The following is a 14,081-nucleotide window of genomic DNA, read 5'->3' as shown; positions in this document are numbered from 1 at the left end:
CTATTTTGCAAGCGCCGCACGTTTGGAAACTAGCCGAGCAATTGCGGCACGGCCGCCGCCATCAGCGAAATGCCGATCAGGGTCAGCACGGCAAACGCGATGCGGCGCATGCCGCGCTGGGCGATCGGCGGCGGGTAGTGCTTGCCGGCCATCGTGGCCAGCACGCCCACGGGCAAGGCCAGCGCACACAGCAGCAGCACTTTCGCGTCGAGCTGGCCCTGGCTGCCCGCCATCAGCGAGCGCCCGCCCGCACTGATGGCAAATAAAAAGATCAGGCTGTAGCGGATGGTCTTCAAGCTCATTTCCTGGCGGTAGAACTGGTACACGAGCGGTGGTCCGGCCAGCGAAAACAGGCCCGAGAACAGGCCGCCGCACACGCCGCTGATGAAGAAGCTTCGCTTGTCGGCCGCGCCGGGGCCAGGCGGCGCTTGCAGCAAGATGCTGACGCCGCCATACACGATGGCCCCGCCCAGCAACAGGTGCAGCAGCGGCGCATACGCCTGGTCCAGGTAGCCGAGCAGCAAGACGCCGGCCGCCATGGCCGGCAGCAAGCCGATGCTGGCGGCGCGAATGGCGCGCCAGTCCAGGTGGTGCAAGGCGCCCGGCAAGGCCACGAGGCAATTGGCCAGGGACAGCAGGCTGACGAGGGCCGCCAGCGCCGGCACGGGCGCCAGGCCCAGGCCGCTGGCCACGCCCATGACGATCATGCCCAGGCCAAAGCCCGTGACGGTCTGGAAATACGTGCCCGCCGCCACCACGCCCAGCAGCGCCAGCACGGGCCAGCTGAACAACTCAGCGCCCACCCTGAGCCTGCACGGACGTGACCGCAATCACGTTATAGACATCGTCGGCGCTGCAGCCGCGCGACAGATCGTTGGCCGGCTTCTTCAAGCCTTGCAGCAAGGGGCCGATGGCGACGGCGCCGCCCATGCGTTCGGCCAGCTTGTAGCCGATATTGCCCGCGTCGAGGTTCGGGAACACCAGCACGTTCGCGCGGCCGTTGACGACGGAATCCTTGACCTTGCGCTGGGAAATCTCGGCCACGATGGCCGCGTCCAGCTGCACGTCGCCATCGATGGCGAGCAGCGGACGCTGGGCCTTGACCCGGTCTGTTGCCGCATGCACCTTGTCGACGGCCGCGTGGTGGGCGCTGCCGCTGGTGGAAAACGACAGCATGGCCACGCGCGGTTCTTCCATCAGCAAGGCTTGGGCGCTGTCGGCGGCCGCCATGGCGATGTCGGCCAATTCCTCGGCTTTCGGATCGACCACCAAAGCGCAGTCGGAAAAGATGAAACCGCCCTTGAGGCTGTGAAAAGGTTCGCACAGCATCATCAGGAAAAAGCTCGACACGAGCTTGAAGGCCGGATCGACGCCGATGATCTGGATGGCGCTGCGCACCACGTCGGCCGTCGTGTGCACGGCTCCCGCCACGCAGCCGTCCGCGTCGCCCAGGCGCACCATCAGGTTGGCGTAGCACAGCGGATCTTGCACGGCTTTCCTCGCCTGCTCCACCGTCATGCCCTTGGCCTGGCGCAACACGAACAATTGCTGGGCGTAGTGTTCCGACTCGCTGGACTGCGCCGGGTCGACCAGGCGCACGGCGTCCAGGTCCAGCGCGTGTTCCTGCGCCAACGCCAGGATGGCGGCAGGCTGGCCGACGATGGTGATGTGGGCCAGGCCTTCCGCAGCGGCACGCGCGGCCGCCTGCAAAACTCGCATGTCGTCACCCTCGCACAAGACAATATGTTTCGGCACGGCGCGGGCCTGGGCGATGATGCGGTGCAGGGCTTTCATGGGAACTCCAATTCGGTAAAAAAATGCCGGAACCATGGAAGCATGAGGCATGGCTCCGGCACATAAAACCCGGCATGGCCGGGGTCATACAAGGATCGGTCAGGGTGGTGTCGGATTACGCCGGCACCACGCGTAGCTTGCGTAGGTTGGATTAGCCCGCCAGGGCGTAATCCAACAACACCATCACATCAAACGTAGTCTTTATATTTATCCAGATGCCGCACAGGTTTGCTCAACGCATCGCGGCGGAACGGGTCGCCCAGCTCGCGCGTGCACATGATTTCGATGATGGTCGTCTTGCCTTCATTCATCTGCATGTCGATCGCCTTCTTCAAGGCCGGGCCCACGTCTTCCAGCTTGTCGACCGTGATGCCTTCGGCACCCATGGCGCGCGCGATCTCGGCGAAACTCTGGTTGTCGAGTTCACCGGCAACGAAGCGGCGGTTGTAGAAATCGACCTGGTTTTTCTTTTCCGCGCCCCACTGGCGGTTGTGGAAGACCACGGCCGTGACGGGAATGTTGTGGCGCACGCAGGTCATCGTTTCCATCAGGCTCATGCCCCAGGCGCCATCGCCCGCATACGACACGGCCGGACGGTGGGGAGCCGCCACTTTCGCGCCGATGATGGTCGGGAATGCGTAACCGCAATTGCCAAAGCTCATCGCCGCAAAGAAGCTGCGCGGCTTTTCAAAGCGCAGATAGCTGTTCGCCACCGAGTTGATGTTGCCGATGTCGGTCGACACCATCACGTCTTCCGGCATGGCTTTTTCCAGCTCGCGCAGCACCTGGCGCGGGTGCAGGTAGTTACCCGGCTCTTTCTTTTGCTCTTCGATCATGTCCAGGCTGTATGCATCTTTCTCATGCGTCCAGTTGGTCAGCTCCTCTTCCCACGCGGCCTTTTCCGCTTGCACGGTGGCATAGCGCTCGTCACGCGTCGCGTCGCAGTCGAGGCTCTTGCCGTCCAGGCGGGACAGGATCGCTTTGGCGGCCGCCTTGGCGTCGCCGCAGATGCCGACGGAGATTTTCTTGACCAGGCCCAGCATCTTGTTGTCGGCGTCGATCTGGATGATCTTGGCGTTTTTCGGCCAGTAATCCATGCCGTGCTGCGGCAAGGTACCGAACGGGCCCAGGCGCGAACCTAAAGCGACGACGACGTCGGCCTTGGCGATCAGTTTCATCGCCGCTTTCGAACCTTGATAACCCAATGGACCGCACCACAGCGGGTGGCTGGCGGGAAACGAGTCGTTGTGCAGATAGCTGTTGACGACGGGTGCACCCAGGCGTTCGGCCAGGGCCTTGCACTCGTCAATCGCTTCACCCATGACGACACCGCCGCCCGAGATGATGACAGGGAACTTGGCTTTCGCCAGCAGTTCGGCCGCATCGTTGAGGCTTTGTTCGCCGCCGGCGCCACGGTCCAGGCGGTTCGGCTTTGGAATTTCGGCCTTGATTTCGCCATAGAAATAGTCGCGCGGGATGTTCAGTTGCGTCGGGCCCATTTCCGACATCGCGCGGTCAAAGCAGCGGCCCGTGAATTCCGCCATGCGGGCCGGATTGGTCACATGACCTTGATACTTGGTGAATTCCTCGAACATCGGCAACTGGTTCGCTTCCTGGAAGCCGCCCAGGCCCATGCTCATGGTGCCCGTTTCCGGCGTGATGATGACGACCGGCGTATGCGCCCAGTAGGCGGCGGCAATCGCCGTCACGCAATTGCTGATGCCGGGGCCGTTCTGGCCGATGACCACGCCATGGCGGCCCGAGACGCGGGCGTAACCGTCGGCCATGTGGCCGGCGCCCTGCTCGTGCACGACAGGAATCAGGCGGATGCCGGCGGGCGCAAAAATGTCCATCGGGTCCATGAAGGCCGAGCCCATGATGCCGAACATGTCGGTCACGCCATTGGCGGCCAGGGTTTCCACGAACGCTTCGGAAGGCGTCATTTTTTGCGGGCCAACAGGTATCGCGGCTGCGGCGGCTTTTTGGTCGGACAAATCGGTCATGGCTCAGTCTCCTTACGGTTTTATAAAAAATCGGTATATTTTGTTCCGATATTTGAAATACGTGTTCAATTTAACGGTTGCGAAATGTGCTGTCAATGAAAATTCATGAAAAATCGGACTGTTTCATTCCTGAATCCGGAATCCATGCATGTGCACCACTGCTGAAACAACAATGGCGGCTTATCCGCAACAGACAAGCCGCCATCTCTACCCGCGTCGCCTTGCTTAGAACTTCAAACGCATGCCGGCCGTGAAGGCGCTCGAGTTATGCCCAGGCAAGGGCACGCTGCCGCCGCTCGATGCGTCGCCGACAAAATTGGTGCCAGCGCCATCGTTGTTGATGCGCCCGTACGAGGTGTACAGATTCGTGCGCTTGGACAAGGCATAGGTGTAGCCGATGGCCAGCTGGCGCCCGCCGCGGCGCGCATTCGTGCGGTCATCCTTCTTGATGTAGGACGCCATCACGCTGCCCGCCGCGCCCACGGGGGCCGACGCGCCCAGCATGTAGCTGCGGAAATCCGTGCCCGCGTCATCCTTGTCCGTCTCATACGCGGCGTGCAGCTTGGCGGGGCCGAAGTCGTAGGTGCCGCCCAGCAAGGTGACCTTGGCCGTGTTCAGCGGCGTGTCCTTGCGGTTGTCGTGGGCCAGGGTCAGCACCAGCGGGCCGTTGGCGTAATCGATGGAAAAGTCGATGGTGCGGCCCAGGGTGTTGCTGTCCGGCTTTTCGCCCAGGCCAACCATCACGGCGGCCGACAAGCCGTTCACCTTTGGCGTCTCGTACATGATCGAGTTTTTCGTGCGCAGGCTGGCCACGCTCATCAGGTTGATCGAAGCGCCCGTCATGCCCGTCTCGAAGGGGTCGATATTGTCCAGCGCGGTAAACAGCGGGTTGTGCTGCAAGCCCAGGTTCACGGCGCCGAAGCCGCCCGACAGGCCCACGTAAGCCTTGCGCCCGAACAGGGCGCCCTGACGGTTGGCGCCCGTATCCACGTCGAGGCCATTTTCCAGCACGAAATTGGCTTTCAGGTTGTTGCCCAGGTCTTCCGTGCCCTTGAAGCCGATGCGGCTGCCCGATTGCACGCCGGTGGCCAGCTTGGTGACGGAACCGTCCGCGCCGCCGTGTTCGGACGTCAGGCCCGCGTCGAGCAAGCCGTACACGGTGACGGACGATTGGGCGCTGGCGTTGCCGGCGAAGGAGGCCAGGATGGCTGCCGCTACGAGTGTGTGTTTCATGTCATCTCCAGGTATTGTGGTTTTTATAAACGCTTGAAACGATAATCAACTGCCTTGCTACAAATCGGGCTCAGGCGATCAGCCCGGCCATCGGCGACGAGGGTGAGGCGCTCATGACGCCCGCTCTCCGGGGCATGCGTCCGGCCAGATAGGCCTCGCGTCCGCCCTGCACTGCCAGTTTCATGGCGCGCGCCATGCGTACCGGTTCGCGCGCCGCCGCGATGGCGGTATTCATCAGGATGCCGTCGCAACCGAGTTCCATGGCGATGGCCGCATCCGACGCCGTGCCGACACCGGCGTCGACCAGCACGGGCACACGGGCTTGCTCGATGATCAGGGACAGATTCCACGGATTCAGAATGCCCATGCCAGAGCCGATCAGGGACGCCAGCGGCATGACGGCGATGCAGCCGATGTCTTCCAGCATGCGCGCCTGGATGGGGTCGTCGCTGCAATACACCATCACCTGGAAGCCGTCGCGCACCAGTTCCTGCGCCGCCTTCAATGTTTCCGGCATGTTCGGGAACAGGGTCTTTTCATCGCCGAGCACTTCCAGCTTGCACAGCTGGTGCCCGCCCAGCAGCTCGCGCGCCAGCTGCAAGGTATAGACGGCGTCGCGCGCGTTGTAGCAGCCGCCCGTGTTGGGCAGGATCGTGTATTTCGATGGCGGTATGAAATCGAGCAGGTTCGGCTCACCCTTTTCCTGGCCGATATTCACGCGCCGGATGGTGACGGTGACAATCTCGGCGCCGCTCTCTTCGATGGCTAGGCGCGTTTCCTCGAAATCCTTGTATTTACCCGTGCCCACCAGCAGGCGCGACTGGTAGGTGGTACCGGCCAGGGTCAGCCCGGCCGGTGGTTGGCTGGGGGTGGCGTCGTCTCTCATCGTGGTGCTCTCCTAAGTTAAAGCTGGGGTCAGTCCCGTCGGGATTGAAATGTGCCCCATTGGGGTACATTTCCCCGGCGGGTCTGACCCCGGAACTCCTCTGCCGCAGACTGCGGCACCAAGCGTTCCCCGCAAAACGCAAAATCGACTTCCGGCCGCCGCCCCGAGACCAGCTCGGCGATCGCCCTGCCCGCGCCGCAGCCCATGGTCCAGCCCAGGGTGCCGTGGCCCGTGTTGAGGAACAGCTGGCGGTAGCGCGTGGTGCCGATGTACGGCACGTTCGATGGCGTGAGCGGGCGCAAGCCGGCCCAGTAGACGGGGTCGCTGTAATCGCAGGCATCAGGGAACAGCGCCTGCACTCTGCGCGTGATGGCGGCGCAACGCACGGGGTTCAGTTCGCGCGTGTAGCCGTTCAGCTCGCACGTGCCGGCCACGCGCAGGCGCTCGCCCAGGCGCGAAAACACCAGTTTGTGGCCATCGTCCGTCAGCGACACGGACGGTGCGCTGGCGGGGTCGCGTATCGGATATGTGGCGGAATAACCTTTGCCTGGATACAGCATCAGGCGGATACCGAGCGGCTGCAGCAGCGGTGCGGAAAAGCTGCCCATGGCCACCACGACGGCATCCGCGTATTCCAGGCGGTGGCGGCCTTGCGCATCGATGCATTCCACGCCCGTGATGCGTTCGCCATCGGCCAGCAAGCGCGTCACCGTCGTGCCGTACTGAAAATCTACGCCGGCCGCAGCCGCGCGGGCCGCCAGCGCCGTGGTAAACAAATGCACGTCGCCCGACTCGTCGCTGGCCGTGAAATCGCCGCCGACGATCTGGCTGCGCGCATGGCGCAGGGCCGGTTCCAGCCGGATCACTTCATCGGCGCTGACGGTGTTGCGCGGGCAGCCCAGTTCGCGCAAGAGCGCGGCGCCCGACTGCGATTTATCGAACTCCTGCTGGTCCGTATAGAAATGCAATATCCCCCGCTCGAGGTGGTCATACGCGATGCCCGTTTCGCGCCGGAGGGCTTGCAGACTCTGGCGGCTGTACTCGGCCAGCGCGACGATCTGGCGCATATTGCGCGACACACGCGATGGCAGACATTCGCGCAGATAATGCAGCGCCCACTGCCATTGCAGCGTATCGAGGCGGGGACGGAACAGCAACGGCGCATCGTCCTTGCCCAGCCAGCGCACGACCTTGCACAGGGTGGCGGGATTGGCCCACGGCTCCGCGTGCGAGACGGAAATCTGCCCGCCATTGCCGAAGCTCGTTTCCTGCGCGGCGCCCGCCTGGCGCTCGAGCACGCGCACATCGTGGCCCGCCTGGCGCAAGTACCAGGCCGATGCCGTGCCGACCACGCCGGCGCCGAGGACAAGGATCTTCATGGCGGGCTCGGCTCGCTTAACGGGTCAGCAGGACGGCGATGGCGACAAAGGCGGCGATCCACACGGTTTCCATCACCAGCATGATCACGGGGCGCCAGCCCAGCGAGGCCAGCGACTGGAACGACGTTTTGACGCCCAGCGCGGCAATGGCGATGACGAGGCAGGCGCGCGAAGCATTGTTGATCCAGCCATTCACTTCCTGCGGAATCAGGCCCAGGCTGTTGGTAATGACGAGCCAGACAAAACCGATCAGGAAAAAGGGCACGAGCGGCGGCGCATCGACTTCGCTTTTGCCTTCCTTGCGCTTGAACATGATCGACAGGCCCAGCACGACAGGCACGAGGCAAGCCACGCGCGTCAGTTTGACGAAGGTGGCGACGTCGCCCGTATGGTTGCTGACCAGGTAGCCGGCGCCCACCACTTGCGCCACGTCATGGATGGTGCCGCCGATAAACACGCCCGCTTCCGTCGGGTCAAAGCCCAGCAGCTTGACCAGCAGCGGGTAAACGATCATGGCCAGGGTGGACAAGGTCGTCACGCCGACCACCGTCAGCAGGGTGAATTTTTCGTTTTCCTTAGTTTGCGGCAGCACGGCGGAAATGGCCAGCGCGGCCGACGCGCCGCAGATGGCGACCGAGCCGCCGGACAAAATACCTTCCGTGATGGGGCGTTTCAGCCACTTGGCCAGCAGATAGCCAAAGCCCAAAGTGGCCACCAGGCCGCCGACGACGATCAATAACGGCGTCACACCGACCGAGGCGATCTGGTTGAAGGTGATACGCGCGCCCAGCAGGGCCACGCCCGTGCGCAGCAGCACCTTGCTGCAAAACTCGATGCCGGGCTTGCAGGTGGGGTCCGACGCGAGGAAGTGAAAAGCCAGGCCGAAGAACAGCGCGTACAGCAGCTGGGGCCCACCGTAATTGCTGGAAATGAAGGTGGCCGACAGGGCGATCACCAGTGCGATGGCCACGCCGGGCCAGCTGCGCAGCACGGCGCGGGGACGCCAGATGGCAACGGCGGAAGACAGGTAGGGGATGTTCTTGTCGACAACGCGTGTTATCGCTGAGGAGTTGGTTTTCATGCGGGTCCGCTCATAATGTTTTAAAAATTGGGACATTTCATCTCGTTTTTTAATAATACACGATGAGCTAGCGAAGTCCATGCTTTTCCATGAAAATCGAAACCGGATGTTCCGGAAACTGACGTTTTAATGATGTCAGCACCGTAAACGACGAGCGGCGCGGCCCTTCGCAGGGACGCGCCGCTCGCTACTGACGAGTTAAACTTTACTTTTTGTTCAGGCGGGTAATCAGGCTGGACGTGTCGTAACGGTTGCCGCCCGCCTGCTGCACTTCGCCATAGAACTGGTCCGTCAAGGTCGTCACGGGCAAGTCGCTGCCGTTGCGCTTGGCTTCGGCGATACAGATACCGAGGTCCTTGCGCATCAGGTCGACGGCGAAACCGAAGTCGAACTTGCGTTCGATCATGGTCTTGCCCCGGTTTTCCAGCTGCCACGACTGCGCCGCGCCCTTGGAAATCACGTCGACCACCAGCGCCGCATCGAGGCCCGCGTTTTCCGCAAAGGCGATGCCTTCGCTCAAGGCTTGCACGAGACCGGCGATGCAGATCTGGTTGACCATTTTTGTGAGCTGGCCGGAACCGGAGGCGCCCATATAGGTGACGGCGCGCGAGAACAGCGCGATGACGGGCTCGGCACGTGCATACGCTTCCGCGTCGCCGCCCACCATCACGGTCAGCTTGCCGTTTTCCGCGCCAGCCTGGCCGCCGGACACGGGCGCATCGAGGAAGAACACGCCCTTTTCTTTTGCCGCCGCGTGGATGGTGCGCGCCGCCTCGGCCGAGGCCGTCGTATGGTCGATCAGGATGCTGCCCGGCGCCATGGCGGACAGCAGGCCGCCCTCTTCCAGGATCACTTGATACAGGTCGTTATCGTTGCCGATGCAGGTGAAGACGAACTCGGCGCCCGCAGCGGCGGCGGCCGGCGTGGCGGCGCTGCTGCCCTTGTATTGCTCCAGCCAGGCGGCCGCGCGGGCCGGATTGCGGTTGTACACGGTGACGTCGTGCCCGCCCGCCGCCAGATGGCCTGCCATAGGGAAACCCATAACGCCCAAACCGATAAATGCCACTTTTGCCATATTGTCCGTCCTGTCGATGAATGAATCTGATTATTGTTGCACAAATGGCCCGCGCCAGCAGCATCGTGCCGCCAGGCGCCAACTCAGACCGCCAGGCATTAGCAATTGGCAAACATCAGCGATTTACATATGCAAGATCAAAATTATCATAAATAATTTATGTTGTATTTTTTTCTATTTAATATTACATTGAACTGGCATTACAAATAAGGAAACTTTTTGCCGCATCCTTTTCCCAACCCTCGTTAAGGAGTCGATCTTGCAAACCTCACTCACCCGCATGAAAATCATCAGCGCCGCCGCCCTGCTGTTCGCCGCCAGCGCCGCACACGCCGACATCACGGTCTTTACCAGCCAGTCCGCCTATCTGGCAGCGGCCGGCAATACCGGCGTCGATACCTTTGATGATTTGCCCATCGATGCACTCGATGGTCCGCTGTTCCGCAGCGCCGGCAGCTATGCCTACACGGCAAGCAGCGTTGGCGTCTCGCCCATCCTGTACGGCGCAGGCACGGGCAGCGACAACTGGCTGAGCACCAATAACCGTGACGACAGCGTGGTGTTCTCCAACTTTTCCAGTGCCGTACGCGGTGTGGGGGGATTCTTCTTCGGATCGAACTTTTCCGGCGAATATGCCAGTGCCCAGAGCATCACGCTGACCGCGCGCAATGCGCTGGGCGAGCTGCTCACCTACGAACTGGTATTGCCGACACAGGCATCGTTTGTCGGCTTCCTGTCGACGGGCGCCTTCTCGGACCTGGCCGTCAGCACGGCCGGACAGATCGGCATCTGGCCGACCATCAATAATCTGTCCGTGTCGGCCGTACCGGAGCCAGCCACCTACGGCATGCTGCTGGGCGGCCTGGGCTTGCTGGGCTTCATGGCGCGCCGCCGCCGGGCCAGCCAGCAGTAAGCAAAGTGGCACCTGATACGGCTGCCGGCAGCCGTATCAGGCCTGCCATCCAGGACACGATCTCGCGCCAGATTGAATGCTTTTCCATACCGCCCATCCTGCTGCCGCTTGCCTCCATTGATTGACGCGCAATGGCCGTGCATGGCGGGAAGCCTGCCAGCGCCCGATGCGCCTAAAGCGCCTGCCGGCGCAGGCGGCGCAAGCGGCTGACGGTGCGCCAGATCAGGTATGACATGGGCAAGAGCATGATTGCCTGCACGCCTGTCAGCACCATCCGCAACATATCCATCTGGCGGTCGCGGCTGCCCAGCAGATTGAATACCAACAGCAAACTGGTCAAGCCGAAATACATCAGCAAGCGCTGTTGCCTGGCAATCTTCGAGGCCGTATCCGTGTAAATCTCATTCGGCTGGCCGTCTGCCGCAGGCTTGCGCCAGCAATAACTACCCCACCAGTAAAACACCAGCTCCCAGCCGGCATCCTGGCACAGCTGGTCATACTCGGCGCTGCGCTTCCATGCAGGAAAGGAGTCGAAACGGTAGACCTCATCGGCGGGTTCGCCCCGGACAAACGTAAACCGGCAAGGCATGCGAAAGCCCGTCAAATGCCAGCCTGCCAGGGCTTGCGAACGCAGCCATTGCTCGATCTCGCCATCATCAAGCTCGATGAACCATTTATAGACATGCGACCGTTGCTCACTCATCCTGTTTCACCTCAGTATTTTGCTAAAAAGGGCGCACTCGCCTCGCCCACGCGCACCATCACCCGCAAGCGCCGCAATTGCGCCAGCAGCACATGGCGCCCCATGTCCGTCATGGTGTAGACCTTGCGCCGCTCGGCTTCCCTCACCATCACGATCAAGCCCTGCTTTTCCAGGTTGGCAAACGCCCCGTACATGGTGCCTGGCCCGATCTTGACGGCGCCCTCGCTGATGGCCTCGACTTGCTGCATGATGGCGTAGCCATGCGCCGGCTCGTTCAAGGCCAGCAAAATGTAATATGTGGCTTCCGACAAGGGCAGCAGCTTGTCTATCGATGCATCCATATTCCTCCCCAAAGGCAATAGCCGATATAGCGTAAATCGTTATATCGTCATCTGATATATCGATAAGTGATATAGCGACTTACGCCATAGTAGCACGACAGGCTGGAATGTCTGCACTTTTTGATAAGTTCGGAAAGAATTGGCGCCACCGCCGCTATGGGCAGTGGCCGCTACAAAAGAAAAAAATTACACCAGGGCACGCAGGGCCGTCATCAGGGCCGCGCACTCGCCCACGTTGCCGATGCTGATGCGCAAATACTGATTGATACGCGGTGCATTGAAATGGCGCACGATCACGGAACGGGCGCGCAAGCCTGCGGCCAGTTGCGCCGCGTCATGCTGCGGGTGACGGGCAAAGACAAAGTTGGCCACCGACGGCAGCACCTCGAAACCCAGCGCCGCCAGATCCGCCGTCAGCTGTTCGCGGCTGGCGATCACGGCCTGGCGCGTCTGCTGGAAATACGCTTCGTCGTGCAGCGAGGCAACGGCACCGGCCAGCGCCAGCCGGTCCAGCGGATACGAGTTGAAACTGTTCTTCACTCTTTCCAGTGCCTCGATCAGATCAGGATGCCCGAAGGCACAGCCGACGCGCAAGCCGGCCAGCGAGCGCGATTTCGAGAACGTCTGCACCACCAGCAAGTTCGGATACCGTTCGACCAGGGTCACGGCGCTCTGGCCGCCGAAATCCACATACGCTTCATCAACCACCACCACGGCGTCGGGATGGTCGCGCAGCAACGTTTCCACGCCAGCCAGCGGCAAGTCGACGCCTGTCGGCGCGTTAGGATTCGGGAAGATGATAGCGCCGCACGGCTCCTGATAGTCTTGCGGGCGGATGCGCATGGCATCGTCGAGCGCTACCGTGAGGTAATCGATGCCGTACAGCTTGCAATACACGGGATAGAAGCTGTAGCTGATGTCCGGGAACAGCAGCGGCGCATCGTGCTTGAGCAAGGCCATGAAGGCCAGCGCCAGCACTTCGTCGGAACCGTTGCCGACGAACACCTGCGCGCTGTTCAAGCCTTGGTAGTCGGCCAGGGTTTGCTTCAGTTCGCTGGCCGTGGGATCGGGGTAGAGGCGCAGGCTGTCTTCAGTTGCTTCGCGCAGCGCGGCCAGGACTTGCGGCGATGGACCGTAGGGGTTTTCGTTGGTGTTGAGTTTGACCAGGTCGGGCAGTTTCGGTTGCTCGCCAGGGATATAGGGGGTCAGCTCGCTGACGATGTTGCTCCAGAATCGGCTCATTGCTTTTATTGGTGGGGTCGGGATGGGAGGGGGTAGATTACCATAGGCTGAGCGGGGTCAAGGTGGGTGGCGACGGCGAGGGGTAGCGTGGACGGCATCGGCATCGGCCGAAGCTGAAGAGGACGCAGCATGAATAGCATGCACAAACTGAGCGATCCGTGGCTGCGGCCTGACGCGCTGGAGCGACAGACACGCCAGCGCAAGATCAATGCATGGCTGCAGGTTGCCGCCAGCCTCAGCGAACAAATCGCTGCCGAATTGCAGACTGCAACAGACCAGCTACAGGGCGAAGGAATGGCCGACCTGCAACGCGCGATGGCACTGGCGCAACGCTTGGCGAGGAATAGCAAGGCCATGCACGATACCCTCGGGACACTGTTTGACAGGGGTGAAAAATGCGAGGAGCATCGAGTGAAAAGCATGGAGGATTGCACCATGGACGAGCAGGTCAATACACTGGCAAAAGACATGGCTGGTGTGAAGCTGGACGTTGCTGATTTGAAGGTGGATGTGGCTGGCATCAAGGTGGATGTGGCAGACCTGAAAACGGATGTCGCCGGCCTGAAAACGGATGTCACTGTCCTCACGACGGATGTCAGCAGCTTGAAACTGGACTTGGCGGTGGTGCGCTCCAATTATGCGACCAGATCTGATGTGGCTGAGGCGAAGTCGGCTGTCATCCTGTCGTGTGTGGGGACGATGATTGCGCTGGCAGGTGTGGCGTTTGCGGTGGCGCGGCTGGTGCACTAGCTTGCGTTGGTGGGGGTGCTGGCATTCAAAGCTGAATGGAGGAAAAAACGCCTTGCGCTGCGCGCTTTGGGCGGTTTTTCTACCTGCATTGATACGTCGCAGGCTTTTTTGCATCACTAATAAAAAAAGCTCCCTTGCGGGAGCTTCTCTTATGTATTCTGGCGGAGAGGGTGGGATTCGAACCCACGGTACGATTTAACGTACGCTTGATTTCGAGTCAAGTACATTCGACCACTCTGCCACCTCTCCGTTTACTGCGGTCTATTCATTCAAACTGGCGTGCCGGTTTGAACGAGGCGCTATTTTAGCATGGGTGTTGTTGGGTTGGGTAGGGGTTTATTGGTGATTTGCAATTGAGGGCTGGCATTTAGAACCAAACCCAATTTGACGATTCGGGGAGCCTCGCGCGAGTACGCGCTCGTCTTCGAATCCCACGCGTACGCCCCGCAGGGGGCGTACTCCTTTCCGCCGCCACAAATAAAAAAAGCTCCCTTTCGGGAGCTTTCTCTATTTGTTCTGGCGGAGAGGGTGGGATTCGAACCCACGGTACGATTTAACGTACGCTTGATTTCGAGTCAAGTACATTCGACCACTCTGCCACCTCTCCATTTGCTGCGGTCTTTCCCGCATTGCTGCGAGAAGGCAAGATTATAGCAGCCCGCAGCGAAAAGAAAAGGACTA

General features: G+C 61.3%; 13 protein-coding genes and 2 tRNA genes. 2 read left to right on the top strand and 13 right to left on the bottom strand.

Translation table 11 applies throughout. The annotated features are described in order from the left end of the window. Nucleotides 1-29: 29 nt before the first annotated feature. From OPV09_RS10395 to OPV09_RS10360, 8 genes are all read right to left on the bottom strand, one after another. Nucleotides 30-791 carry a sulfite exporter TauE/SafE family protein gene (locus tag OPV09_RS10395; RefSeq protein ID WP_338681550.1) on the bottom strand — a complete coding sequence of 254 codons (762 nt, stop codon included), beginning with the start codon at nucleotides 789-791 and terminating at the stop codon, nucleotides 30-32. 1 nt (nucleotide 792) lies between these two features. Then, nucleotides 793-1,794 carry a phosphate acetyltransferase gene (pta, locus tag OPV09_RS10390; RefSeq protein WP_072454827.1) on the bottom strand — a complete coding sequence of 334 codons (1,002 nt, stop codon included), beginning with the start codon at nucleotides 1,792-1,794 and terminating at the stop codon, nucleotides 793-795. A gap of 188 nt (nucleotides 1,795-1,982) precedes the next feature. Further along, nucleotides 1,983-3,797: a sulfoacetaldehyde acetyltransferase gene (xsc, locus tag OPV09_RS10385; protein ID WP_338681549.1), complete on the bottom strand. Its 1,815-nt coding sequence runs from the start codon at nucleotides 3,795-3,797 to the stop codon at nucleotides 1,983-1,985. A gap of 225 nt (nucleotides 3,798-4,022) precedes the next feature. Continuing rightward, nucleotides 4,023-5,030 carry a porin gene (locus OPV09_RS10380; RefSeq protein WP_338681548.1) on the bottom strand — a complete coding sequence of 336 codons (1,008 nt, stop codon included), beginning with the start codon at nucleotides 5,028-5,030 and terminating at the stop codon, nucleotides 4,023-4,025. 70 nt (nucleotides 5,031-5,100) lie between these two features. Next, on the bottom strand, nucleotides 5,101-5,916 hold the full coding sequence (locus OPV09_RS10375) for a thiazole synthase (protein WP_034758622.1): 816 nt from the start codon (nucleotides 5,914-5,916) through the stop codon (nucleotides 5,101-5,103). A 29-nt stretch (nucleotides 5,917-5,945) separates the two neighbouring features. Next, nucleotides 5,946-7,295 carry a D-amino acid dehydrogenase gene (locus OPV09_RS10370; protein WP_338681547.1) on the bottom strand — a complete coding sequence of 450 codons (1,350 nt, stop codon included), beginning with the start codon at nucleotides 7,293-7,295 and terminating at the stop codon, nucleotides 5,946-5,948. 16 nt (nucleotides 7,296-7,311) lie between these two features. Beyond that, the gene (locus OPV09_RS10365; protein WP_080698798.1) at nucleotides 7,312-8,376 is read right to left on the bottom strand and encodes a YeiH family protein; all 1,065 of its coding nucleotides are present in this window, start codon (nucleotides 8,374-8,376) and stop codon (nucleotides 7,312-7,314) included. 205 nt (nucleotides 8,377-8,581) lie between these two features. Further along, entirely contained in the window at nucleotides 8,582-9,451 is an 870-nt protein-coding gene (locus OPV09_RS10360) for an NAD(P)-dependent oxidoreductase (RefSeq protein ID WP_072454830.1), read from the bottom strand. Nucleotides 9,452-9,710: 259 nt separating this feature from the next. On the opposite strand from OPV09_RS10360, the gene OPV09_RS10355 reads away from it, so the two are divergent. Next, complete coding sequence (locus OPV09_RS10355; RefSeq protein WP_254671686.1) at nucleotides 9,711-10,364, top strand: FxDxF family PEP-CTERM protein; 654 nt, start codon at nucleotides 9,711-9,713, stop codon at nucleotides 10,362-10,364. A gap of 172 nt (nucleotides 10,365-10,536) precedes the next feature. On the opposite strand, the gene OPV09_RS10350 is transcribed toward OPV09_RS10355, so the two are convergent. The 3 genes from OPV09_RS10350 to hisC form a co-directional block, all read right to left on the bottom strand. Then, nucleotides 10,537-11,067: a DUF2812 domain-containing protein gene (locus tag OPV09_RS10350; protein ID WP_338681546.1), complete on the bottom strand. Its 531-nt coding sequence runs from the start codon at nucleotides 11,065-11,067 to the stop codon at nucleotides 10,537-10,539. Nucleotides 11,068-11,078: 11 nt separating this feature from the next. Next, nucleotides 11,079-11,408 carry a PadR family transcriptional regulator gene (locus OPV09_RS10345; RefSeq protein WP_034758635.1) on the bottom strand — a complete coding sequence of 110 codons (330 nt, stop codon included), beginning with the start codon at nucleotides 11,406-11,408 and terminating at the stop codon, nucleotides 11,079-11,081. Between the two features lie 186 nt (nucleotides 11,409-11,594). Beyond that, entirely contained in the window at nucleotides 11,595-12,650 is a 1,056-nt protein-coding gene (gene hisC, locus OPV09_RS10340) for a histidinol-phosphate transaminase (protein WP_338681545.1), read from the bottom strand. Nucleotides 12,651-12,779: 129 nt separating this feature from the next. On the opposite strand from hisC, the gene OPV09_RS10335 reads away from it, so the two are divergent. Then, nucleotides 12,780-13,400 carry a hypothetical protein gene (locus OPV09_RS10335; protein WP_338681543.1) on the top strand — a complete coding sequence of 207 codons (621 nt, stop codon included), beginning with the start codon at nucleotides 12,780-12,782 and terminating at the stop codon, nucleotides 13,398-13,400. A gap of 159 nt (nucleotides 13,401-13,559) precedes the next feature. Here the strand turns inward: OPV09_RS10335 and OPV09_RS10330 are convergent. Together OPV09_RS10330 and OPV09_RS10325 are read right to left on the bottom strand one after the other, a co-directional pair. Continuing rightward, nucleotides 13,560-13,649 (bottom strand) — tRNA-Ser (locus OPV09_RS10330). A gap of 268 nt (nucleotides 13,650-13,917) precedes the next feature. Further along, nucleotides 13,918-14,007: transfer RNA gene (locus OPV09_RS10325), tRNA-Ser, on the bottom strand. Between the last annotated feature and the right edge of the window lie 74 nt (nucleotides 14,008-14,081).

It is taken from the genome of Janthinobacterium sp. TB1-E2, assembly GCF_036885605.1.
In the GTDB taxonomy this organism is placed as follows: Bacteria; Pseudomonadota; Gammaproteobacteria; order Burkholderiales; family Burkholderiaceae_D; genus Janthinobacterium; species Janthinobacterium aestuarii.
Note: the sequence above shows the minus strand (reverse complement) of the source record. Positions and strands in the feature narration are given on the sequence as shown.

Excerpts from the sequence above, each read along its gene's own strand:
- OPV09_RS10375 (WP_034758622.1), bottom strand. The coding sequence starts at position 5,916 with ATGAGAGACGACGCCACCCCCAGCCAACCACCGGCCGGGCTGACCCTG.
- OPV09_RS10350 (WP_338681546.1), bottom strand. The coding sequence starts at position 11,067 with ATGAGTGAGCAACGGTCGCATGTCTATAAATGGTTCATCGAGCTTGAT.
- xsc (WP_338681549.1), bottom strand. The coding sequence starts at position 3,797 with ATGACCGATTTGTCCGACCAAAAAGCCGCCGCAGCCGCGATACCTGTT.
- pta (WP_072454827.1), bottom strand. The coding sequence starts at position 1,794 with ATGAAAGCCCTGCACCGCATCATCGCCCAGGCCCGCGCCGTGCCGAAA.
- hisC (WP_338681545.1), bottom strand. The coding sequence starts at position 12,650 with ATGAGCCGATTCTGGAGCAACATCGTCAGCGAGCTGACCCCCTATATC.
- OPV09_RS10335 (WP_338681543.1), top strand. The coding sequence starts at position 12,780 with ATGAATAGCATGCACAAACTGAGCGATCCGTGGCTGCGGCCTGACGCG.
- OPV09_RS10345 (WP_034758635.1), bottom strand. The coding sequence starts at position 11,408 with ATGGATGCATCGATAGACAAGCTGCTGCCCTTGTCGGAAGCCACATAT.
- OPV09_RS10360 (WP_072454830.1), bottom strand. The coding sequence starts at position 9,451 with ATGGCAAAAGTGGCATTTATCGGTTTGGGCGTTATGGGTTTCCCTATG.
- OPV09_RS10380 (WP_338681548.1), bottom strand. The coding sequence starts at position 5,030 with ATGAAACACACACTCGTAGCGGCAGCCATCCTGGCCTCCTTCGCCGGC.
- OPV09_RS10365 (WP_080698798.1), bottom strand. The coding sequence starts at position 8,376 with ATGAAAACCAACTCCTCAGCGATAACACGCGTTGTCGACAAGAACATC.
- OPV09_RS10370 (WP_338681547.1), bottom strand. The coding sequence starts at position 7,295 with ATGAAGATCCTTGTCCTCGGCGCCGGCGTGGTCGGCACGGCATCGGCC.